Below are 20,357 nucleotides of genomic sequence, written 5' to 3' on the forward strand. Positions count from 1 at the left end.
GCGGGGCATCGCCCCGCGCAAACCCCGGCCGCGTCTCAGGAATGTGGGATGGAGCGGGTGAAGGGAATCGAACCCTCGTATTCAGCTTGGAAGGCTGCTGCTCTACCATTGAGCTACACCCGCGCGGCCGGAGCGTTAGCACGGCGGCCGCGCGCTGAGAAGGCGTCAGGCCGCGAGTCCGAGGGCGGCGCGGGCCTCCGCCGGGCTGGCCGTCCGGCGACCGTGCCGGGCCACCGACTCGGCGGCCAACCGCACGAGTTCGGCGTTGCTCGCCGCGAGGCGATCCCGGCTGATCCGGATGTTGTCCTCCAGCCCGGTTCGCACCGCATCGGCCCCGCGCGCGAGCGCCCAGTCCATGACCACCGCTTGGTTGCGGCCGATCCCGGCCGCCGTCCACGTCGCCCGCGGCAGCACCCGCCGGCACTCGGCGAGCAGCAGGTCGAGCAGGTGTTCATCCGCCGGCATCGCGTTCTGTACGCCCATCACGAACTGCACGTGCGGGCGCTCGTCCATCAGCCCGGCCTCGATCAGCCGCCGGGCACCGTGCAGGTGCGACAGGTCGAAGATCTCGATCTCGGGGCGCACGCCGTGGCGCTGCATCTGCGTGGCGAGGTCGGTCACCAGCGCGGCCGGGTTCTCGTAGACGATCGTCGGGAAGTTGACCGAGCCGGTGGACAGCGAGGCCATGTCCGGCCGGTGCTGGAGGGACAGGCCGCGGGCGGACGGATCGCGCCCGCGCCCGCCGGTGGAGAACTGGACGATCATGCCAGGGCAGTGCTTGCGCAACCCCTCCTGCACGGCGGCGAACCTGTCCGGGTCGGAGGAGGGCGACTCGTCGTCGTTGCGCACGTGGATGTGGCACAGCGTGGCGCCGGCTTCGAACGCCTCCTGGCTCGATTCGACCTGCTCGGCCACCGTCACCGGCAGGGCCGGGTTGTCCGCCTTGCGCGGCACCGACCCGGTGATCGCCACCGCGATCACCACGGGCGCCGCTGAACCGCCTTCCGCCATCGTCACCTCCCGCATCGCTCCGCCCCGACCCGGTGATAGCGCCCGGGCCGCCGAATCTGAACCGGTTCGGCGGGCTTGAGTCCGGGCCGGGCTTGACGCACCTCTCGATCCGTTCCGCGGAGCGATGCGATGGACGACACCGTGCTGGTCCTGAACGGGCCGAACCTCAACCTGCTGGGCAAGCGCCAGCCGGAGATCTACGGGCGCGAGACCCTGGCCGATGTCGAGGCTTTGTGCCGGGAGACCGCCGCGGGCCTCGGGTTGCGCGCCGAGTGCCGTCAGAGCAACGCCGAGCACGTGCTGATCGAGGCGATCCACGCCTTCCGGGTCGGCACGGCCGGCATCGTGATCAACGCGGGCGCCTACACCCACACCTCGGTGGCGATCCTCGACGCGCTCAACGCCTGCGAGGTGCCGGTGATCGAGTGCCACATCTCGAACGTCCACCGCCGCGAGGCCTTCCGCCACCACTCCTACGTCTCGCTCGCCGCGACCGCGGTGCTGGCGGGCTTCGGCACCCACGGCTACGCGCTGGCGATCCGCCATCTCGCCCGGCTCCGCGCCCGGGCGGGACAGGCGGGCGGCGAGGGTTGACGCTCAAGCCCCCAGGGCGGAGGAGAGCACGAGGATCCCACTGCCCGCGGGAGCGCGCCGCCGCATGACCACCTTCCTGCCGATCGACCGGACGCTGATCGCCCGCGAGGCGGCCAAGATGTTCCTGGAGATCAAGGCCGTCCACTTCTACGACGGCGAGCCGTTCAAGTTCACCTCCGGCTGGGCGAGCCCGGTCTACATCGATTGCCGCAAGATCATCTCGTTCCCGCGGCTGCGCTCGACGCTGATCGACTTCGCCGCCTCGACCATCGTGCGCGAGATCGGCTACGAGTCGCTGACCCACATCGCCGGCGGCGAGACCGCGGGCATCCCGTTCGCCGCCTGGATCGCCGACCGGCTGTCCCTGCCGATGCAGTACGTGCGCAAGAAGCCGAAGGGCTTCGGCCGCAACGCCCAGATCGAGGGCGAGGTAGTAGCGGGCGCCAAGACCCTGCTGGTCGAGGATCTCGCCACCGACGGGCGCAGCAAGGTCAATTTCTGCCAGGCGCTGCGGGATGCGGGCGCCGACGTCGACCACTGCTTCGTGCTGTTCTACTACGACATCTTCCCCGACAGCGCGGCGCTGATGCAGGAGATCGGCATCAAGCTGCACTTTCTCACCACGTGGTGGGACGTGCTCGCGGTCGCCAAGGAGGCCGGGACGTTCGATCCCAACACCCTGCGCGAGGTCGAGAGCTTCCTCAACGATCCGGCAAGCTGGTCGGCGGCGCACGGCGGCATCTCCGCCTTCGGGCAGGCTTGAGCGATGGGCGTGGTCGAACTCTTCCCCGAGGCGGCGGCTGACAAGGCTGCTGCCAAACCGGACCGCCTCGTCATCCGCCGGCCGGACGACTGGCACATCCACCTGCGCGACGGCGCGATGCTGCGGGCGGTGCTGCCCTACACCGCGGCGCAGTTCGCCCGCGGCATCATCATGCCGAACCTCGTGCCGCCGGTGACGAATGTGGACGCGGCCTCTGCCTACCGCGCGCGGATCCTGGCGGCGCTGCCCGACGGCGTGCCCTTCACGCCGCTGATGACCTGCTACCTCACCGACGCCACGAGCCCCGACGAGATCGAGCGCGGGTTCGCGGAGCGGGTCTGGATCGCGGCCAAGCTCTACCCGGCCGGCGCCACCACCAACTCGCACGCGGGCGTGACGGATCTGGCGAAGATCGCGCCGGTGCTGGAGCGGATGGAGCGGATCGGCATGCCGCTCCTGATCCACGGCGAGGTCACCGACCCGGAGGTCGACATCTTCGACCGCGAGGCGGTGTTCATGGAGCAGAAACTCCTGCCGCTGCTCGCGCGCCACCAGGGCCTCAAAGTGACGGTCGAGCACGCGACCACCGCCGAGATCCTCGACGTGGTCCGCGCCCATGCCCCCCGCGTTGCGGCGACGATCACGCCCCATCACCTCGTCATCAACCGCACCCACATCTTCCAGGGGGGCCTGCGCCCGCACCTCTACTGCCTGCCGGTGGCCAAGCGCGAGCGGCACCGGCTGGCGCTGCGCAAGGCCGCGACCTCGGGCGAGGACTGCTTCTTCCTCGGCACCGACACCGCCCCCCACGTCCGGGGCGCCAAGGAGGCGTCGTGCGGCTGCGCCGGGGTGTTCTGCGGACCGACCGCCCTCCAGACCTACGTGCAGGTCTTCCACGAGGAGGGCGCGCTGGAGAACTTCGAGGCGTTCGCCTCGCTCAACGGCCCCCGCTTCCACGGGCTGGAGCCGAACGCCGACACCGTGACCCTGGAACGGCGCGAAAACCGCGTCGCCGAGAGCGTGGCGGTGGACGAGACCGCCGTCGTCGTGTTCCGCGGCGACGAGACCCTACCCTGGGGCATCGGAGGCTGATGCGATGGCGGACGCGGCGGACGGGATCACCGAACTCAGCGCGGTGCAGCTCGCCGCCGCGATCCGCGGCCGGGGCGTGTCCTGCGTCGAGGTGATGCGGGCCTACCTGGGGCGCATCCACCGTCACAACCCCACCTACAACGCGATCGTCGGGCTGCGCGACGACGGCGACCTGCTCCGCGAGGCGGCGGAGCGGGACGCGGCGCTCGCCCGCGGCGACACGGTCGGGCCGCTGCACGGCTTCCCGCTGGCGGTGAAGGATCTCGACCCGGTCCGCGGCCTGCCGTTCACGCAAGGGACGCCGATCTTCTCGGACCGGATCGCCGAGACCGACTCGATCATGGTCGCGCGCCTGCGCGCCGCCGGCGCGGTGTTCACCGGCAAATCGATGGTCCCGGAATTCGGCCTGGGTTCCCATACCTTCAACCCGGTCCACGGCGTCACCGCCAACGCCTACGATCCGGGCAGGAGCGCGGGCGGGTCGAGCGGCGGGTCCGCGGTCTCGGTAGCGCTGCGGATGCAGCCGGTCGCCGATGGCAGCGACCACGCGGGCTCGCTGCGCAACCCGCCGGCCTTCAACAACCTCTTCGGCCTGCGCCCGGCCTGGGGCCGCATCCCGGCGCAGGCCCCGGACGTGTTCAGCCCCGGCCTCGGCGTGCTCGGCGCCGTCGGCCGCAGCCCCGCCGATATCGGCCTGATGCTCTCCGTCATCGCCGGCTACGACCCGCGCGCGCCGAATTCCATCCGGCAGGACCCGGCCGGCTTCGCGGGCCCTCTGGAGCGCGACGTCCGCGGCACCCGGATCGCGTGGCTCGGGGATCTCGGCGGGGCGATCCCGTTCGAGCCCGGGGTGCTCGACCTCGGCCGATCGGCGCTGGCGACGTTGACCGACATCGGCTGCACGGTCGACGAGATCGCGCCCGACCTCGACGTGGAAGGGATGTGGCGGGACTGGCTGGTGCTGCGCGCGCTGACCGTCGCCGCGGCCCTGCGCCCCCTCTACGATGTGCCGGCCCACCGGGCGCGGATGAAGCCCGAGGCGGTGTGGGAGGCCGAGCGCGGCCTCGCGCTCACCGCCGACCAAATCACCGCCGCGCAGGAGGGCCGCACCCGCTGGTACGAGGCCCTGCGCCGACTGATGGAGACCTACGACTTCCTGGTGATGCCGAGCGCGCAGGTCTTCCCCTTCGACAAGGGGATCCGCTGGCCGGAGACGGTCGGCGGGCGGGCGATGGACACCTATCACCGCTGGATGCAGATCGTGCTCCCGGCGACGATGGCCGGCCTGCCGGCGCTCAACGTGCCGGCGGGCTTCAACGCGGTAGGTCTGCCGACCGGCATCCAGATCGTCGGCCGGAACCACGGCGAACTCGCTTGCCTGCAACTCGGCGCCGCCTACGACGCGGCGAGCGGCTGGGTGCGGCGGCGGGCACCGCCCCTGACGTGAGGGCGGGACTGACCCGCATCGCGATCGTTGACGGTCCCGACCGCGTTCGATATGAGCCGGACACTTCGCGCGACTCGATCGTCAGGATCGACCGGATCCGGCAGGGTCGCCGCGAATGGCGGTACGAGCATCCGATGCGCGCGGGTCTTATTGTAGCGGTGGCGTCACCGACGGGGCGGCCTTAAGGGGCCGCGATCCGGGCGGTGGCGCATGCAGGGTCCCTCCGGGGCCCTTTTTTGTTGCCCGCGGGACACGTGCGTTCGAGGAGAGGCGAGGGAGACGGGCATGGGCGGCGAGGTCATGACCGGGGCCGAGATGGTCATCCGGGCATTCCAGGATCAGGGCGTGGACACGCTGTTCGGGTATCCGGGCGGCGCGGTGCTGCCGATCTACGACGTGCTGTTCCACCAGAACCACGTGAAGCACATCCTCGTGCGCCACGAGCAGGGCGCCGTCCACGCGGCGGAGGGCTACGCGCGCTCCTCCGGCAAGGTCGGCTGCGTCCTCGTCACCTCGGGCCCGGGCGCCACGAACATCGTCACCGGCCTGACCGACGCGATGCTCGATTCGATCCCGCTCGTCTGCATCACCGGGCAGGTGCCCACCCACCTGATCGGCACCGACGCGTTCCAGGAATGCGACACGGTCGGCATCACCCGGCACTGCACGAAGCACAACTACCTCGTGAAGTCGATCGACGAGCTGCCGCGCATCCTGCACGAGGCGTTCTACGTCGCCTCGAACGGCCGGCCGGGCCCGGTCGTGGTCGACCTGCCCAAGGACATCCAGTTCGCCACCGGCCTGTACGCGCGCCCGTCCTCGTCGGAGCACAAGACCTACCGCCCGGCGGTGAAGGGCGACGCCGACCGGATCCGCGCCGCGGTCGAGCTGATGGCCACCGCCCGGCGCCCGATCTTCTACACCGGCGGCGGCGTCATCAACTCCGGGCCGGAAGCGTCCCGTCTCCTGCGCGAGCTGGTCGCCGAGACCGGCTTCCCGGTCACCTCCACCCTGATGGGGCTGGGGGCGTTCCCGGGCTCGGACGAGCGGTTCCTCGGCATGCTCGGCATGCACGGGACCTACGAGGCCAACCTCGCGATGCACGAGTGCGACGTGATGGTCTGCGTCGGCGCGCGCTTCGACGACCGCATCACCGGCCGGCTCGACGCGTTCTCGCCGTTCTCGAAGAAGATCCACATCGACGTGGACGCCTCCTCGATCAACAAGGTGGTCAAGGCCGATATCGGCATCGTCGGCGATTGCGGCTCGGTGCTCGCCGACATGCTGGCGGCGTGGCAGGCCCTGCCAGAGCGGCCGGAGAAGTCGAACCTCGACCCGTGGTTCCAGAAGATCGCCGCGTGGCGGGCCCGCGACTGCCTCGCCTACTGGCCGTCGGGGACGATCATCAAGCCGCAATACGCGGTCCAGCGACTCTACGAGGCGTGCAAGAACCGTAAGACGTTCATCACCACCGAGGTCGGCCAGCACCAGATGTGGGCGGCGCAGTACTTCAAGTACGAGGAGCCGAACCGCTGGATGACGTCCGGCGGCCTCGGCACCATGGGCTACGGCCTGCCCGCCGCGATCGGCACGCAGCTCGCCAACCCGGACGGGCTGGTGATCGACATCGCCGGCGAGGCGTCCATCCTGATGAACATCCAGGAGCTGTCCACCGCGGTGCAGTACCGCCTCCCGGTCAAGGTGTTCATCCTCAACAACGAGTACATGGGCATGGTCCGGCAGTGGCAGGAGCTGCTGCACGGCTCGCGCTACTCGCAGAGCTATTCGGAGAGCCTGCCGGACTTCGTGAAGCTCGCCGACGCCTACGGCGCCAAGGGCATGCGCTGCGAGAAGCCGGGCGACCTCGACGCGGCCATCGCCGAGATGATCGCCTACGACGGCCCGGTGATCTTCGACTGCGTGGTCGACAAGACCGAGAACTGCTTCCCGATGATCCCCTCGGGCAAGGCGCACAACGAGATGCTCCTGTCCGACTACCTCGGTGAGACCGGCGTCGAACTCGGCGACGCGATCTCCGAGGAAGGCAAGGTGCTGGTGTAGTTTTCTGGCGGGCCGGCGCCGCGGACAGGCGTCGGCAGCCGGTAGCTGGGATTGGACGACGAGGACTCTGGGCTCGATGAACGCGATGAACACCCACTACCCCGAGCCGGTCCGGGTCGAGCCGGTCAACCGGCACACCCTGGCGGTGATCGTCGACAACGAGCCCGGCGTGCTGGCGCGCATCTCGGGGATGTTCTCGGGCCGCGGCTACAACATCGAGAGCCTGACCGTCTCCGAGACGGAGGAGGCGCGCCACCTATCGCGTATCACCATCGTCACCGCCGGCACGAACGCGGTGATCGACCAGATCAAGGCGCAGCTCGACCGGCTGGTGCCGGTGCACCGGGTCGTCGACCTGACGCTCCACGGCGGCGCGATCGAGCGCGAGATCTGCCTCGTGAAGGTCCGCGGCGAGGGCGAGCACCGGAGCGAGGCCCTGCGGCTCGCCGCCGCCTTCGGCGCCAAGACGCTGGACGCGACGCTCAACTCCTTCGTGTTCGAGCTGACCGGCTCGACCGAGGAGGTCGACCGCTTCGTGCGCCTGATGAGCGTGATCGGTCTCGTCGAGATCTGCCGCACCGGCATCGCCGCGATGGCGCGGGGGGCGGAGGCGCTTTAGAGTGGCGTGATCTGCAATATCGCCCCCATCCGTGGAGACGCCTTCATGGAAGCAAAGCTTATCCGTACCGGCGATGAGTTCGTCATACGGATTCCGGTGAAGAAGGCCGAGGAAGCCGGATTGCGAGACGGCCAGACGGTGACGGTCTCGCGCTCACCCGCCTTTCTGACCTATGCCGAGATGATCGCCGAGATGGACCGTCTGGGGCCCGCATATCGCCCGGAGGTGATCGATTGGGGTCCCGACGTCGGCGCGGAGATCATCCGTGACGACTACACGTGAGATCAATCCGCTCGATGCAGGCGACATCGTCTGGTTGGACCTGCGGCCGACATTGGGGCGCGAGCAGTCGGGTGTGCGGCCAGCCGTCGTGCTGACGGACGCCGACTTTCACAGCCGGCATGCGACAGCGATCATCTGCCCGATCACGAGCAACGTTCGGCCTTGGCCCTCGAAGGTTGTGCTGCCCGAAGGAGTGGCAGTGACCGGCGCAGTGCTGGCGGATCAGATCAGATCGGTCGATCGTGCGTCGCGCGGTTTTCGCCGGGTCGGTTCCGTCCCGCCGGTCGTCATGACAGAGATCAGGAACCGGGTCATGCTGCTGATCGGTGGTTCCTTCGACGCCGCCGGCTCAAAAGGTGAAACGTGACCGTCCGCACCCTCTACTACGCCCCCGGCGCCTGCTCCCTCGCCGCGCACATCGTGCTGGAGGAATCCGGCCTCGCATACGAGGGCCACAAGCTCGACCTCGCCGCGGGCGACCAGCGCGCGCCGGAATTCCTCGCGGTCAACGAGCGCGGCCGCGTGCCGGCGCTGGTCGAGGACGGCTGGACGCTCACCGAGTGCGCCGCCATCCTCCGCCACGTCGCCCGGCAGGTGCCGGAGAAGGGCCTGTGGCCGGCCGACCTGCGCGAGCAGGCTTTGGCCGACGAGTGGCTCGGCTGGCTCGCCTGCAACCACCACGTCGCCTACGCCCATATCCGCCGGCCGGGGCGCTACACGGCCGACGAGGACGCCCTCCCGGGACTGCGAGCCAAGGGCGCCGACACCTACGGCGACCTGTGCACCATGACCGAGGTGCGGCTGTCCAACGGCGGCTGGGCGGTGGGCGAACGCTACGGCGTCGTCGACGCCTACCTGATGGTCTTCTACGTCTGGGCCTCGCGCCCGGACATGGGGATGGACGTGGCCGCGCGCTTCCCGGCCTGGACGGCGCATGCCCGGCGCGTCGCCGAGCGGCCGGCGGTCCAGGCGATCTTCGTCCGCGAGGGCCTGCCCCTCCCGCGCTGAAAAGACGGCCGTCGGGACCGCTTGCCCCGAAGGCCGAATCACACTAACGCACGTACCGTACGGTACGGTACTGACAAGCCGGACGATGCAGACGAGCTCCGCGACGCAGCACGAGACGGCGCCCGCCGGCGAGACTGGTGCGCTCCGCGAGGCACCCTCCGCCCGCCAGCGGGCGGTGCTCGATGCCGTCCTCGCGCTCATGGTCGAGGGGGCCGACCAGCTCACCATGGACGCCGTGGCCCGGCGGGCGAGCTGCTCGAAGGAGACGCTCTACAAGTGGTTCGGCGACCGCGACGGCCTGCTCACCGCGACGGTGCAGTGGCAGGCCTCCCGCGTCCACGCCGGCCGCTACGCGGTCGAGGGCCTCGACGGCGCGACGCTGCGGGAGAGCCTGCTCGACTTCGCCGCGACGTGGCTGACGGTCATCGCCAGCAGCACGTCGGTGGCGCTCAACCGGATCGCCATCGGCCATGCCGGGTCGCACAAGAGCAATCTCGGCGGCATCGTCCTGGCCAACGGGCGCTTCGCCATCGGGGAGCGGGTGAAGCCCGTCCTCGAAGCGGGCCGCGCGGCGGGCCTCCTCGCTTTCGAGGATGGCGAGACCGCGTTCCGCACCTTCTTCGGCCTCGTCGGCCGCGACGTCCAGATCCGGCTGCTGCTCGGCGACGCCACCGTCGCCGATCCGGCGGAGATCCGGCGCGACGCGGCCCGGGCCGTCGACCAGTTCCTGGCCCTCTACGGCCGGGGTAACGCCAACCGCGCAAGCTAGAAGAGGAAGCCAATCATGCGGGTTTACTACGATCGCGACGCCGACCTGAACCTGATCAAGGGCAAGAAGGTCGTCATCGTCGGCTACGGCAGCCAGGGGCACGCCCACGCGCTCAACCTGCGCGATTCGGGCGTGAAGGACGTGGTGATCGCGCTGCGCGAGGGCTCGGCGACCGCCAAGAAGGCCGAGGCCGAGGGCTTCAAGGTCCTGTCCGTCGCCGAGGCCGCCAAGTCGGCCGACGTGGTGATGATGCTCACCCCGGACGAGCTGCAGGGCGACATCTACCGCGAGTCGCTCGCCCCCAACATGAAGCAGGGCGCCGCGCTGCTGTTCGCGCACGGCCTCAACGTGCACTTCAACCTGATCGAGCCGCGCCCCGACCTCGACGTGCTGATGGTCGCTCCGAAGGGTCCCGGCCACACCGTGCGCTCCGAGTACCTGCGCGGCGGCGGCGTGCCGACGCTCATCGCCATCGCCCAGGACGCGTCTGGCAACGCCCACGACCTCGGCCTCTCCTACGCGTCGGCCAACGGCGGCGGCCGCGCCGGCATCATCGAGACCACCTTCAAGGAGGAGTGCGAGACCGACCTGTTCGGCGAGCAGGTGGTGCTCTGCGGCGGCCTCGTGGAGCTGATCAAGGCCGGCTACGAGACCCTGGTCGAGGCGGGCTACGCCCCCGAGATGGCCTATTTCGAGTGCCTCCACGAGGTGAAGCTGATCGTCGACCTCATCTACGAGGGCGGCATCGCCAACATGAACTACTCGATCTCCAACACCGCCGAGTACGGCGAGTACGTCACCGGCCCGCGCATCATCACGCCGGAGACCAAGGCCGAGATGAAGCGCGTGCTGGCCGACATCCAGGGCGGCGTCTTCACCCGCAACTGGATGCTGGAGAACCGGGTCAACCAGACCTCGTTCAAGGCGACCCGCGCCAAGCTCGCCGCCCACCCGATCGAGGAGGTCGGCACCAAGCTGCGCGGCATGATGCCGTGGATCTCGGAGAAGGCCCTGGTCGACAAGACCCGCAATTGATTTGGCACTGCGCGGCCGTGCTTTGCTCGGCCGCAGCCGACGCGCAAGGGGCCGGACTCGTGGAAGCGGGGCCGGCCTCATCCCGTTCCGGGTTGCGCCTGTCCTCCGCTCCCGGCGATAAGGCCCGACAACGGCCCCGCTCCAGAGGGCCGGGGAGGGACACCATGACCGACGCGGCCAGAACCTCGCTCTACTTCGAGGACCACCGTGCGCTCCAGCAGGAGTTCGGCACCACGAAGCTCGCCGTGCGCCTCGACGAGGACTGGGTGCACGAGGCGATCCAGCCGGAGGAGGCCGCCTTCATCGGCTCCCGGGACATGTTCTTCCTCTCCACCGTCGATCCCGACGGGATGCCGACCGTCTCCTACAAGGGCGGGCCGGCCGGCTTCGTGAAGGTGCTCGACGCGGCCACGCTCGTGTTCCCGGGCTACGACGGCAACGGCATGTTCTACTCGATGGGCAACATCGCGGGTCAGGCCAAGGTCGGCCTGCTGTTCATCGACTTCGAGACCCCGCACCGGGTGCGCGTGCAGGGCACGGCCACGCTGCTGCGCGACGACCCCCTGATGGCCGACTACACCGAGGCCAAGTACCTCGTCCGCGTCGCCGTGACGAAGATCTGGGTGAACTGCCCGCGCTACATCCACAAGCACCGGAAGATCGAGCAGAACAAGTACGTGCCGGTGCCCGGGCGCGAGACGCCGCTGGCCGCCTGGAAGCGCCTCGACCTCGCGGGCGACGTGATCAGCGACGCCGACAAGGCCCGGGTCGCCAAGGAAGGCCGGCTGGAGGTGGCCGAGTACGAGGCGCTGGTGGCGCGCGGAGAGGCCTGACGCTGGTTCCGGCGAGGAGGCGTCGGCTCAGCCGACCTTCCGCGCCACGATGAACACCCGCGGGAAGGCGAGGAGACGCCGCCCGTCGGCGCGGGGCGGGTAGGCCCGGTCGATCTCGGCCGTGTAGGCCTCCAGGAAGCCGGCCCTCTGGTCCGGATCGAGTGGGTCGAGGAACGGCCGCAGCCCCGTGGCGCTGACCCAGGCGACGATCGCCGCCGCATCGTCCATCCGGTGGTGGTAGGCGGTCCGCCACACGTCGACCGCGTCGGCGCGCGGCGCGAGCACGTCGTAATACGCCGCCGGATCGAGCATCCGCCCGAGCCGGCCGGCGACCGCCGGGTCTCCGATCGCCGCGGCCCACGGCCCCGCCGCGGCGACCGCGCGCATGAGCCGGTGCGAGGGCTCGGCGAGGTTGTCGGGCATCTGCACCGCCAGCACGCCGCCGGGGTTCAGCAGGCCGAACAGCCGCGGCAGCAGGGTCGCGTGGTCCGGCAGCCATTGCAGCACGGCGTTGGCGTAGATCAGGTCGGGCGCGCGCTCGGGCGCCCACGTCGCGGCGTCGGCCTGCGCGAAGGCGAGCCCCGGCAGGCGGGCGCGGGCAGCGTCCAGCATGGCCGGCGAGGTATCGAGGCCGACGACCTCCGCCTCGGGGAAGCGCGCGGCGATCAGGGCGGTGGAGTTGCCCGGCCCGCAGCCGAGGTCGATCGCAAGACGCGGGCGTTCGAGCGGCACGCGCGCGAGCAGCTCGGCTGCGGGCCGGGTGCGCTCGTCCTCGAAGCGGGTGTAGAGGGCGGGGTTCCAGTCGGCCATCGCGCCCTCTCCCCCTCAGCAGCCGAGCCGGTCGGCCAGATCCGCGAGATCCGAGGCCGCGTGGGTGACCAGCACGCTCGGGCCGGTCTCGCCGCCGGCCGGGCCGTGCTCGTGCGGCCGGGCGATGTGGGCGGTGGACAGGCCGTGGCGCGCCGCCGCCGCGAGGTCGTTCGAGTGGGCGGCGACCATCAGCACCTCCTCCGGCGCGAGGCCGAAGGCGGCGGCCGCGTCCCGGTAGAGCGCGGGCTTCGGCTTGTAGTCGCGCGAGTAACCGGCGCCGAGGATCGCGTCGAACGGCAGCCCGTTGCGGCGGGCGAGATCGACCATCAGCCGCACGTGCCCGTTCGAGACCGGCGCCAGGAAGAACCGCGTGCGCAGCCGGACGAGCGCGTCGGGCACCTCGGGCCACGCGTCGAGGCGGTGCCACGCCTGCACCAACTCGGCCCGCACGTCCGCGGCCACGCCCTCGATCCCGAGCCCTGCCAGCACGCCGGGCAGCGATTCGGCCTGGAGGGTGTCGAGATCGACGAAGGGGCGCTCGCCGGAGCGCACGCGCTCCATCGACGGCTGGTACCGATCGCGCCACGCGTCGGCGAAGGCGCCCGCGTCGAGGTTCGGCGCCAGCGGCCCGACGAGCCGCGCCGCCTCCCGCGCGACGCCCGAGCGCCAGTCGACGAGGGTGCCGAAGACGTCGAAGACCAGCGCCCGGATCGTCATCCCACGGTCCTCAGGGCCGGCCCGCGCCGGACGAAGCCGACGATGTCCTTCACCGCGTCGAGGGTGCCGGCGGCGATCTGTTCCGCGCGCGCCGCGCCGTCGGCGAGCACCGCGTCGATGTGGCCGGGGTCGGCGGTCAGCCGGCGCATCTCGGCGGCGATCGGCGCGAGGCTCGACACCGCGAGGTCGCTGAGCGCCGGCTTGAAGGTCGAGAACTGCGCCCCGCCGAAATCGCGCAGCACGCCCTCGCGGGTGGTGCCGGCGAGCGCCGCATAGATGCCGACGAGGTTGTCCGCCTCCGGCCGGTCCTTCAGCCCGGCGACCTCGGAGGGGAGGGGCTCGGGGTCGGTCTTGGCGCGGCGCACCTTCTGGGCGATGGCGTCGGCGTCGTCGGTGAGGTTGATGCGCGCGTTGTCGGAGGCGTCCGACTTCGACATCTTCTTCGTCCCGTCGCGCAGCGACATGACCCGCGCGGCCGGGCCGCCGATCAGCGGCTCGGTGACGGGGAAGAACACCTCGCCGTGGCCGTGCGCGGTGATCGAGCCGGCGAAGTCGGTGTTGAACTTCTGGGCGATGTCCCGGGTCAGCTCCAGGTGCTGCTTCTGGTCCTCGCCCACCGGCACGTGGGTGGCGCGGTAGGCCAGGATGTCGGCGGCCATCAGCACGGGGTAGGCGTAGAGGCCGATCGAGGCGTTCTCCCGGTCCTTGCCGGCCTTCTCCTTGAACTGGGTCATGCGGTTGAGCCAGCCGAGCCGCGCGACGCAGTTGAAGATCCAGGCGAGTTCGGCGTGCTGCGGCACCTGGCTCTGGTTGAACACGATCGAGCGCGCGGGGTCGATGCCCGCGGCGAGGAAGGCGGCCGTCACCTCGCGGATCTGGGAGCGCAGGGCCGCCGGGTCCTGCCAGACGGTGATCGCGTGCAGATCGACCACGCAGTAGAGGCACTGCGCCTCGCGGTCCTGCATCTCCACGAAGCGCTTGATCGCGCCGAGATAGTTCCCGAGGTGCAGGTTGCCGGTGGGCTGCACGCCCGAGAACACCAATTCCTTGAACGCGGCCATCGACGCCGTTCCCCAGAGTGCGAGAGTCCGGGGCTCCGCGCCGGCCGGCCGCGGGTTACTCGCACCCGCGGCGCGGGGGGGTCAAGGACGCGCCGGCCGGCCCCGGGGCAGCGCCGCGCTCGGGCAGAGGTCGGCGAGCACGCAGCGCCCGCAGGCGGGGCTGCGGTGGTGGCAGACCTTCTGCCCGTGCAGCATCAGGATCTCGTGGTTGTCGTAGAGGTCCTGCGCGCTCCAGTCGGCGGGAAGCTGCGCCCGCAGGACGCCATGCGACGGCCCGACATCGACCCGCGGGCCGATCAGCCCGAGGCGCTGGGCCACCCGGTGATGGTGGCTGTCCACCGGCAGGGCCGGCATCCGCAGGGTCGAGAACGACAGGACGGCCGCGCTGGTCTTCGGCCCGATGCCGGGGATCTCCTCCAGCCAAGCCCGGGCCGCGTCGACGCCCATCCCGGCCAGGAAGCCGAGGTCGAGGGTGCCGCGGCGCTCCCGCAGGGCGGCGAGGATCGCCCGGATCCGCGGGGCCTTCAGCTCCGGCCACGTCACCCCGCGGATCGTCGCCTCGACCTCGGCGGTGTCGGCGTCGATCACGTCCTCCCAGGCCGGGTAGCGCGCGCGCAGCGCCTTGAAGGCCCGGCCGGACTCGGCGTTCCGCGTCCGGTGCGAGAGCAGCGAGGAGACGAGTTCCGAGACCGGGTCGAGGCTGTGGAAGTAGGGGATCGGGCAGCCGTAGACCGGACAGAGGCGGGCGTGGACGACCAGCGCCTTCTCCGCGAGCGACGGGTCCGGCGCCGGCTCCGCCCGGGCGCGGCGGGGGCGCGGTGCGGGTTCGGTGTGCGGGATCTGCGCGGGCATGGTGGGCGAATCCGCGGGGGTGGCCCGCTGTTCCGGTCCGGCACGGGGGGCGGCGATCTGTCCAAGCCGCCCCGGCCTCGCGGCCGGACCGACGGCGGACGAGCCGACCCTTTGCGGACCATCGGAGATCGCATCTCCGGCTGGTATCGTTTCCGGATGAACCGTTCGGTGATCCTGGCCCGCGCCGTCATCGCGAGCCGTAGGCGAAGCGACCCAGGGCAGCGCGCGGTTTGAAACGGTGGCGCCCCTGGATTGCTTCGCTCCGCTCGCAAGGACGGAGAGCGTCGATCCCGAACCCTTCCGCCGGAAGTCATATGAGACGATCAGATCACCGGCGATCCAGGCTTGAGAATCGAAGTCGATCGATCGCAGAAGGGCGCCCCGGATTGTCGGTTACAACGCCTGAGCAGGCTTGAATGATTCTCATTCTCAAGTCTCTACTGAAGGCCTTCTGGCGCGATGCCCGCGGGACGATCCTCCTGGTGAGCGCGGCGACTTTGGTCGGGGCGCTGGCGGCGATCGCGTCTCCCTACCTGTTCTCGCGGGCGGTCGACGAACTCGCGCACGGGGCCGGGCGGGCGGGCGTGCTCGGGACCCTGGTCCTCTACGCCCTGCTGTTCGGGGTCGCGAAGGCGTTCGGGCAGGGCGCCCGCTTCCTGATCGTCCTGTGCGCCGAGCGGCTGTCCTTCATCGCCAACACGGCGTTCTTCGCGCGGCTCCTGCGCAAGACGCCCGCCTTCTTCCTGGCGCACAACGCCGCCGAGATCGGGACGGCACGCCAGCAGGGAACGCAGACCCTCAACATCGTCACGCAGCTCGGGCTCGGCGGCATCCTGCCCGGATGCGTCCAGATCGCGTTCAGCGTGGCACTCCTCGGCCATCTCGTGAGCTGGGACATCGCCGCGATCGTCTTCGCCTACGGCGCCGTCGTGGTGATTCTCGACTACGTCCGCATCGGCCGCGTGAAGCCCGCCCTCGACGCGGCGCTGGACCGGAGCCAGGCGAATGCCCGCCTCGTCGGGAACGCGGTCGCCGTGATCGACACCCTCCGGCAGACGCGCGGCGAAGCCTGGATCGCGGGGCGCTTCGCCGGCAGCGCGCGGGAGGCGCTGGCCAACTGGCAGCGCTTCGCCCTGGCGAGCAGCGCCTTCTGCGGGATCCTCGGCGTCGCGGCGGCGCTGCAACTGATCCTCACCTTCCTGATCCTCGTGCCGCGCTACGAGGCCGGGGACATCTCGATCGGCAGCATCGTCCTGTTCAACACGCTGCTGATCCAGTTGAACGAGCCGTTCCACCTCATCGGCATGGGGATCAAGGAGACGGTCGAGGCGGCGGCCCGCTTCCGGCCCCTGGCGACGATGTGGGCGGCCCCCGAGGCGGTCGAGCCCGCCGATCCCGTCCCCTATCGCACGTCGCTGGGGGACGTGGCCTTCGACGCGGTCGCCTTCCGCTACCCGAACGGGCGGGGCGTCTCCGCCCTGTCCTTCGTCGCCCGGCGCGGGACGCCCACCTTCCTCACGGGGGAGACGGGGTCGGGCAAGTCCACCGTGCTGCGCCTGCTGCTGAAGGAGCTGGAGCCCACCGAGGGCCGGATCCGCGCCGACGGCATCGATCTCGGGCGCGTCGCGAGCGCGGACTGGTTCGCCCATGTCGGCGTCGTCCCGCAGGATCTCGTGCTGCTCAACGATTCGGTGTCCGTCAACATCGTGCTGGGCCGCCCGTTCGACCCGGAGCGCCTGCGCCGCGCCGCCGCGCAAGCCTCCATCCTGGCGCGGGTCGAGGCCATGCCGGAGGGCTTCGACACGGTGGTGGGCGAGCGCGGGCTGAAGCTCTCGGGCGGCGAGCGCCAGCGCATCGCCATCGCCCGGGCCCTCTACGGGGAACCGGCGATCCTCGTCCTCGACGAGGCGAGCTCCGCGCTCGACGCGGACACCGAGCGGCAGATCATGGACGGCCTGCGCGATCTCGCCGACCGCCTGACGATCATCGCCGTCACCCACCGCACCGCGATGATACGGCCGGGCGACCGGACGGTGCGCCTGGAGGCTTCGTGACGGCCCCCGTTCGACCCTGATCGATCCGTGCGGGATCACGATACGCGGCACTGCTTGCCGGGATCGGCCTTTCCCACCCTGCACCTCAGGGGGATTGGTGGGATCCGCAGGTCCCGGCATCGGGTCGTGACGTCTCGCGGAGCGAAACCGCGCGGCCCCCTACCGCAGCAGCGCGTAGATGTTCACGTCGAGCCCGTCGTCGGACGCGTCCTTGAGGTCGCTCGCGTACTCCTCGACGAAGCGGTCCTGCACGACGATGTCCTTGGCGTCGAGGTAGGTAGTCAGGGTCTCGTAGGTGCCGTCGATGCCCTCGTAGGAGCCCTTGTGCGCGAAGCGCAGGGCTTTGCCGGACGGGGTCGTGCCGAAGCGCAGGCCGTCGCCCTCGGCCGGGGCGGGGGAGGGGGCCGCCGCCACAGGGATCATTGCCTCGTAGGTGAAGCCGTCGTCGTCGGTGTGGGTGAACACCGCGAGCGGCCGGCCGGCCGGCGCGATCCCGGCCTTGGCGAGGTCGGCCTCGATCCGGGCGAAGGCCTGCTTCAGGCTCGGCACCGCCTCGTCCCACTTGGTCTTGCCGGGGAGGATCGCCGCGGGCTTGGCCGGGAGCACCACCTCGTCCACGTCGCCGGCTTCGGCCGGCTTCTCCACCAGGGTCGGGCGGACGGCCGCTCCACCTGCCGCCCCGGCGTTGGCGCCGACCGCGGACTGACCGGCGGGCGGCGGGCGCACCGCCTGCTCGGGGGCCGGGGCCGCGCTCCGGTTGGGATCCGCCGGCGGGTTCGGGGCGGTGGTGGTCGGCAGCGGGCTCGTCTGCGCGGGGGAGGGAGCGGTCGAGGGCGGCGGGGCGGCGTTCTGCGCGCCGGCCGGCGCGGCGAGAGCCGAGAGGACGGTCGAGACCGCGAGGGCTGCCGCGAGCGCGGCGCGGGGACGGCGAGGGCGGATCAAGGGTGCGCTCCGGTCGGGGACCGCGATTCGGCGCGCGGTCCGGCCGCCAAGGTAGGGACGAACCGCGCCGTCCGCGAGACCGCCGCCCGACAGGCCTGCGGGTGCGGCGGATCTGCCACGCTGCCGCCGCCTCGCATACCGGGGCCGGTTTTGCCATAAGGGCCGCCCGCGGCGCCCGTCCGGCGCGCCGGCCCGAGACCGACACGATCCAGCGATCCCCCCGATCCCACGACGATCGGACGAGCCCGCCTCGCCCGCCGCCAGCAGCCCCTCCCGGACGCATGAGCGCACTCGCCCACAGACGCTTCCTGAAGATGCACGGCGCCGGCAACGCGATCGTCGTGCTCGACCTGCGCGGCACCGCCCTGCGCGTCGCCCCCGAGGAGGCGCGGGCGATCGCCGCCGATCCCGGCTCGGCCTTCGACCAGTTGATGGTGCTGCACGATCCCGTGAGCCCGGGCACCGACGCGTTCCTGCGGATCTACAACACCGACGGCTCGGAATCCGGGGCCTGCGGCAACGGCACCCGCTGCGTCGCCTACGCGATGCTCGACGACCCCGCCATGGCGCGGCCCGCCGAGGGCGGCCGGCTGCTCCTGGAGACCAGCGCCGGCCGGGTCGGCGTGCGGCGCGTGGCCGAGCGCTCCTTCACCGTCGACATGGGCCGGCCCCGGCTCGCCTGGGACGAGATCCCGCTGTCCGAGCCGTTCCCCGACACGCGGCGGATCGAGCTTCAGGTCGGTCCGATCGACGCCCCGGTGCTGCACTCGCCCGGCGCGGTGAACATGGGCAATCCGCACGCCGTGTTCTTCGTCGACGACGACCCCGACGGCTACGACCTCGCCCGGGTGGGACCGATGCTCGAGAACCACCCGCTGTTTCCCGAGCGCGCCAACATCTCGGTGGCCCAGGTCACCGGGCGCGAGGCGATCAAGCTGCGCGTCTGGGAGCGCGGGGCTGGGCTGACGCTGGCCTGCGGCACCGCCGCCTGCGCCGCGACCGTCGCCGCCGCGCGCCTGCGGATGATCGGGAGGCAGGCCGAGGTGTCCCTGCCCGGCGGTCAGCTCTTCGTGGAATGGCGGGCGGACGACCACGTGCTGATGACCGGCCCGGTGGCCCTGGTGGCCGAGGGCAGCTTCGCGCCGGAGCTCTTTTCGCCCCCCGCCCCATGATGGTCGAGATGACGGTCGAGACGCTGAACTTCGGCTGCCGGCTCAACACGGTCGAGTCGGAGGCGATGCGCGCCCACGCCGCGGCCGACGGGCGCGCGCGGGTGGTCGTCAACACCTGCGCGGTCACGGCGGAGGCCGGGCGGCAGGCGCGCAAGGCGATCCGGCGGATCGCCCGGGAGCGGCCCGGCGCCGAGATCGTGGTCACCGGCTGCGGCGCCGAGGTCGAGACCGACGCCTACCGACTGATGCCCGAGGTGGCGCGGCTGATCGGCAATGGCGAGAAGCTGCGGAAGGCCGCCTGGACCGGCGCCGCGACCGGGCCCGGCGCGGTGATGCAGGTGCGCGCGGCCGACCCGGCCGAGATCGCCGGCCTGACCGGGCACACCCGCGCCTTTGTCGCCGTGCAGAACGGCTGCGACCACCGCTGCACCTTCTGCGTCATCCCCTTCGGCCGCGGCACCTCGCGCTCGCTGGCCCCGGACGCGGTGGTGGCGCAGGTGGCGCGGATCGTTGCAGAGGGCGGCCGCGAGGTGGTGCTGACCGGTGTCGACCTCACCGCCTACGGCCGCGATCTCTTCGGGATGTCCGAGACGCTCGGCACGCTGGTTCGGGCCATCCTGCGCGCGGTGCCGGAGCTGGCCCGGCTGCGTCTGTCCTCGATCGATTCGGTCGAGGCGGACGACGCCCTGCTCGCCGCGCTGGCCGAGGAGGAGCGGCTGATGCCGCACCTGCACCTCTCGCTTCAGGCCGGCGACGACCTGATCCTCAAGCGGATGAAGCGCCGCCACGCCCGGGCCGACGCGATCCGCTTCTGCGAGACCGTGCGGGCGCTGCGGCCCGGCACGGTGTTCGGCGCCGACCTGATCGCCGGGTTCCCCACCGAGACCGAGGCGCAGTTCGCCCGGAGCCTCGACCTCGTCGCCGATTGCGGGCTGACGCACCTGCACGTCTTCCCCTACTCCCCCCGCCCCGGCACCCCGGCCGCCCGGATGCCGCCGGTAGCGCCCGACGCGATCCGCGACCGCGCCGCCCGGCTGCGCGCGGCCGGGGCGGCGGCACTCGCCCGCCATCTCGACGGTCAGGTCGGGACGACGCTGACAGTCCTGGCCGAGCGCGGCGGGACCGGCCGGGCGGCGGATTTCACGGCCGTCCGGCTCGGGTCCGAGATCGCGGCGGGCACGCTCCTCGACGTGCGGATCGCCGGCCACGACGGGGCGCGGCTGATCGCGGCCTGA

Annotated in this window: 21 protein-coding genes and 1 tRNA gene; 15 read left to right on the forward strand and 7 right to left on the reverse strand. The window is 71.4% G+C overall.

Features of this window, described 5'->3' with window-relative positions; translation table 11 throughout:
* Positions 1 to 49: 49 nt before the first annotated feature.
* Positions 50 to 123, reverse strand: a tRNA-Gly gene (locus Q8W71_RS14820).
* Between the two features lie 42 nt (positions 124 to 165).
* Positions 166 to 1,011: a beta-keto acid cleavage family enzyme gene (locus Q8W71_RS14825; RefSeq protein ID WP_305526149.1), complete on the reverse strand. Its 846-nt coding sequence runs from the start codon at positions 1,009 to 1,011 to the stop codon at positions 166 to 168.
* A 129-nt stretch (positions 1,012 to 1,140) separates the two neighbouring features.
* Here Q8W71_RS14825 and aroQ point away from each other — a divergent pair, with 129 nt between their 5' ends.
* The 12 genes from aroQ to Q8W71_RS14885 all read left to right on the forward strand — a co-directional run bounded on the left by aroQ (position 1,141) and on the right by Q8W71_RS14885 (position 11,514).
* Positions 1,141 to 1,605, forward strand: coding sequence for a type II 3-dehydroquinate dehydratase (aroQ, locus tag Q8W71_RS14830; protein WP_305526150.1), 465 nt, complete (start codon positions 1,141 to 1,143; stop codon positions 1,603 to 1,605).
* Between the two features lie 64 nt (positions 1,606 to 1,669).
* Positions 1,670 to 2,368 carry an orotate phosphoribosyltransferase gene (locus Q8W71_RS14835; protein ID WP_305526151.1) on the forward strand — a complete coding sequence of 233 codons (699 nt, stop codon included), beginning with the start codon at positions 1,670 to 1,672 and terminating at the stop codon, positions 2,366 to 2,368.
* Positions 2,369 to 2,371: 3 nt separating this feature from the next.
* Complete coding sequence (pyrC, locus tag Q8W71_RS14840; protein ID WP_305526152.1) at positions 2,372 to 3,460, forward strand: dihydroorotase; 1,089 nt, start codon at positions 2,372 to 2,374, stop codon at positions 3,458 to 3,460.
* Positions 3,461 to 3,464: 4 nt separating this feature from the next.
* Positions 3,465 to 4,907 (forward strand): amidase, encoded by a 1,443-nt coding sequence (locus tag Q8W71_RS14845; RefSeq protein WP_305526153.1) that lies wholly within the window; start codon positions 3,465 to 3,467, stop codon positions 4,905 to 4,907.
* Between the two features lie 285 nt (positions 4,908 to 5,192).
* On the forward strand, positions 5,193 to 6,968 hold the full coding sequence (locus Q8W71_RS14850) for an acetolactate synthase 3 large subunit (RefSeq protein WP_305526154.1): 1,776 nt from the start codon (positions 5,193 to 5,195) through the stop codon (positions 6,966 to 6,968).
* Positions 6,969 to 7,044: 76 nt separating this feature from the next.
* A complete protein-coding gene (ilvN, locus tag Q8W71_RS14855) occupies positions 7,045 to 7,587 on the forward strand; it encodes an acetolactate synthase small subunit (protein WP_305526155.1) in 543 nt (180 codons plus the stop codon).
* Positions 7,588 to 7,632: 45 nt separating this feature from the next.
* Positions 7,633 to 7,869, forward strand: a complete 237-nt coding sequence (locus Q8W71_RS14860; protein WP_305526156.1) for an AbrB/MazE/SpoVT family DNA-binding domain-containing protein — start codon at positions 7,633 to 7,635, stop codon at positions 7,867 to 7,869.
* The gene (locus tag Q8W71_RS14865) at positions 7,853 to 8,236 is read left to right on the forward strand and encodes a type II toxin-antitoxin system PemK/MazF family toxin (protein WP_305526158.1); all 384 of its coding nucleotides are present in this window, start codon (positions 7,853 to 7,855) and stop codon (positions 8,234 to 8,236) included. The genes Q8W71_RS14860 and Q8W71_RS14865 overlap by 17 nt, the downstream gene beginning before the upstream one ends.
* Complete coding sequence (locus Q8W71_RS14870; protein WP_305526159.1) at positions 8,233 to 8,877, forward strand: glutathione S-transferase family protein; 645 nt, start codon at positions 8,233 to 8,235, stop codon at positions 8,875 to 8,877. The genes Q8W71_RS14865 and Q8W71_RS14870 overlap by 4 nt, the downstream gene beginning before the upstream one ends.
* 85 nt (positions 8,878 to 8,962) lie before the next feature.
* A complete protein-coding gene (locus tag Q8W71_RS14875) occupies positions 8,963 to 9,646 on the forward strand; it encodes a TetR/AcrR family transcriptional regulator C-terminal domain-containing protein (RefSeq protein ID WP_305526160.1) in 684 nt (227 codons plus the stop codon).
* A 15-nt stretch (positions 9,647 to 9,661) separates the two neighbouring features.
* A complete protein-coding gene (ilvC, locus tag Q8W71_RS14880) occupies positions 9,662 to 10,681 on the forward strand; it encodes a ketol-acid reductoisomerase (protein ID WP_305526161.1) in 1,020 nt (339 codons plus the stop codon).
* A 164-nt stretch (positions 10,682 to 10,845) separates the two neighbouring features.
* Entirely contained in the window at positions 10,846 to 11,514 is a 669-nt protein-coding gene (locus tag Q8W71_RS14885) for a pyridoxamine 5'-phosphate oxidase family protein (RefSeq protein ID WP_305526162.1), read from the forward strand.
* Between the two features lie 27 nt (positions 11,515 to 11,541).
* Here the strand turns inward: Q8W71_RS14885 and tam are convergent, their stop codons facing one another.
* From tam to Q8W71_RS14905, 4 genes are all read right to left on the reverse strand, one after another.
* A complete protein-coding gene (tam, locus tag Q8W71_RS14890) occupies positions 11,542 to 12,324 on the reverse strand; it encodes a trans-aconitate 2-methyltransferase (protein ID WP_305526163.1) in 783 nt (260 codons plus the stop codon).
* A 15-nt stretch (positions 12,325 to 12,339) separates the two neighbouring features.
* Entirely contained in the window at positions 12,340 to 13,041 is a 702-nt protein-coding gene (locus tag Q8W71_RS14895; RefSeq protein ID WP_305526164.1) for a haloacid dehalogenase type II, read from the reverse strand.
* Positions 13,038 to 14,102 carry a tryptophan--tRNA ligase gene (trpS, locus tag Q8W71_RS14900; protein ID WP_305526165.1) on the reverse strand — a complete coding sequence of 355 codons (1,065 nt, stop codon included), beginning with the start codon at positions 14,100 to 14,102 and terminating at the stop codon, positions 13,038 to 13,040. Before trpS ends, Q8W71_RS14895 begins: the two co-directional genes overlap by 4 nt.
* Positions 14,103 to 14,183: 81 nt before the next feature.
* Positions 14,184 to 14,954 (reverse strand): endonuclease III domain-containing protein, encoded by a 771-nt coding sequence (locus Q8W71_RS14905; protein WP_305526166.1) that lies wholly within the window; start codon positions 14,952 to 14,954, stop codon positions 14,184 to 14,186.
* A 416-nt stretch (positions 14,955 to 15,370) separates the two neighbouring features.
* On the opposite strand from Q8W71_RS14905, the gene Q8W71_RS14910 reads away from it, so the two are divergent.
* Positions 15,371 to 17,008, forward strand: a complete 1,638-nt coding sequence (locus tag Q8W71_RS14910; protein WP_305526167.1) for an ABC transporter ATP-binding protein — start codon at positions 15,371 to 15,373, stop codon at positions 17,006 to 17,008.
* A 159-nt stretch (positions 17,009 to 17,167) separates the two neighbouring features.
* On the opposite strand, the gene Q8W71_RS14915 is transcribed toward Q8W71_RS14910, so the two are convergent.
* Entirely contained in the window at positions 17,168 to 17,950 is a 783-nt protein-coding gene (locus Q8W71_RS14915; RefSeq protein ID WP_305526168.1) for a GyrI-like domain-containing protein, read from the reverse strand.
* Between the two features lie 281 nt (positions 17,951 to 18,231).
* Here Q8W71_RS14915 and dapF point away from each other — a divergent pair, with 281 nt between their 5' ends.
* Together dapF and mtaB are read left to right on the forward strand one after the other, a co-directional pair.
* Positions 18,232 to 19,122, forward strand: a complete 891-nt coding sequence (dapF, locus tag Q8W71_RS14920; protein ID WP_305526169.1) for a diaminopimelate epimerase — start codon at positions 18,232 to 18,234, stop codon at positions 19,120 to 19,122.
* Positions 19,123 to 19,130: 8 nt separating this feature from the next.
* Positions 19,131 to 20,357: a tRNA (N(6)-L-threonylcarbamoyladenosine(37)-C(2))-methylthiotransferase MtaB gene (gene mtaB, locus Q8W71_RS14925; protein WP_305526170.1), complete on the forward strand. Its 1,227-nt coding sequence runs from the start codon at positions 19,131 to 19,133 to the stop codon at positions 20,355 to 20,357.

The sequence above is a fragment of the Methylobacterium amylolyticum genome (assembly GCF_030700245.1).
Classification (GTDB): domain Bacteria; phylum Pseudomonadota; class Alphaproteobacteria; order Rhizobiales; family Beijerinckiaceae; genus Methylobacterium.

Bases quoted from the DNA above. Each gene is read 5' to 3' on its own strand.
- Q8W71_RS14885 (WP_305526162.1), top strand. From the start codon at position 10,846: ATGACCGACGCGGCCAGAACCTCGCTCTACTTCGAGGACCACCGTGCG.
- Q8W71_RS14845 (WP_305526153.1), top strand. From the start codon at position 3,465: ATGGCGGACGCGGCGGACGGGATCACCGAACTCAGCGCGGTGCAGCTC.
- Q8W71_RS14910 (WP_305526167.1), top strand. From the start codon at position 15,371: ATGATTCTCATTCTCAAGTCTCTACTGAAGGCCTTCTGGCGCGATGCC.
- mtaB (WP_305526170.1), top strand. From the start codon at position 19,131: ATGACGGTCGAGACGCTGAACTTCGGCTGCCGGCTCAACACGGTCGAG.
- ilvN (WP_305526155.1), top strand. From the start codon at position 7,045: ATGAACGCGATGAACACCCACTACCCCGAGCCGGTCCGGGTCGAGCCG.
- Q8W71_RS14905 (WP_305526166.1), bottom strand. From the start codon at position 14,954: ATGCCCGCGCAGATCCCGCACACCGAACCCGCACCGCGCCCCCGCCGC.
- tam (WP_305526163.1), bottom strand. From the start codon at position 12,324: ATGGCCGACTGGAACCCCGCCCTCTACACCCGCTTCGAGGACGAGCGC.
- pyrC (WP_305526152.1), top strand. From the start codon at position 2,372: ATGGGCGTGGTCGAACTCTTCCCCGAGGCGGCGGCTGACAAGGCTGCT.
- trpS (WP_305526165.1), bottom strand. From the start codon at position 14,102: ATGGCCGCGTTCAAGGAATTGGTGTTCTCGGGCGTGCAGCCCACCGGC.
- dapF (WP_305526169.1), top strand. From the start codon at position 18,232: ATGAGCGCACTCGCCCACAGACGCTTCCTGAAGATGCACGGCGCCGGC.
- Q8W71_RS14875 (WP_305526160.1), top strand. From the start codon at position 8,963: ATGCAGACGAGCTCCGCGACGCAGCACGAGACGGCGCCCGCCGGCGAG.
- aroQ (WP_305526150.1), top strand. From the start codon at position 1,141: ATGGACGACACCGTGCTGGTCCTGAACGGGCCGAACCTCAACCTGCTG.
- Q8W71_RS14835 (WP_305526151.1), top strand. From the start codon at position 1,670: ATGACCACCTTCCTGCCGATCGACCGGACGCTGATCGCCCGCGAGGCG.
- Q8W71_RS14860 (WP_305526156.1), top strand. From the start codon at position 7,633: ATGGAAGCAAAGCTTATCCGTACCGGCGATGAGTTCGTCATACGGATT.
- Q8W71_RS14825 (WP_305526149.1), bottom strand. From the start codon at position 1,011: ATGGCGGAAGGCGGTTCAGCGGCGCCCGTGGTGATCGCGGTGGCGATC.
- Q8W71_RS14895 (WP_305526164.1), bottom strand. From the start codon at position 13,041: ATGACGATCCGGGCGCTGGTCTTCGACGTCTTCGGCACCCTCGTCGAC.
- ilvC (WP_305526161.1), top strand. From the start codon at position 9,662: ATGCGGGTTTACTACGATCGCGACGCCGACCTGAACCTGATCAAGGGC.
- Q8W71_RS14850 (WP_305526154.1), top strand. From the start codon at position 5,193: ATGGGCGGCGAGGTCATGACCGGGGCCGAGATGGTCATCCGGGCATTC.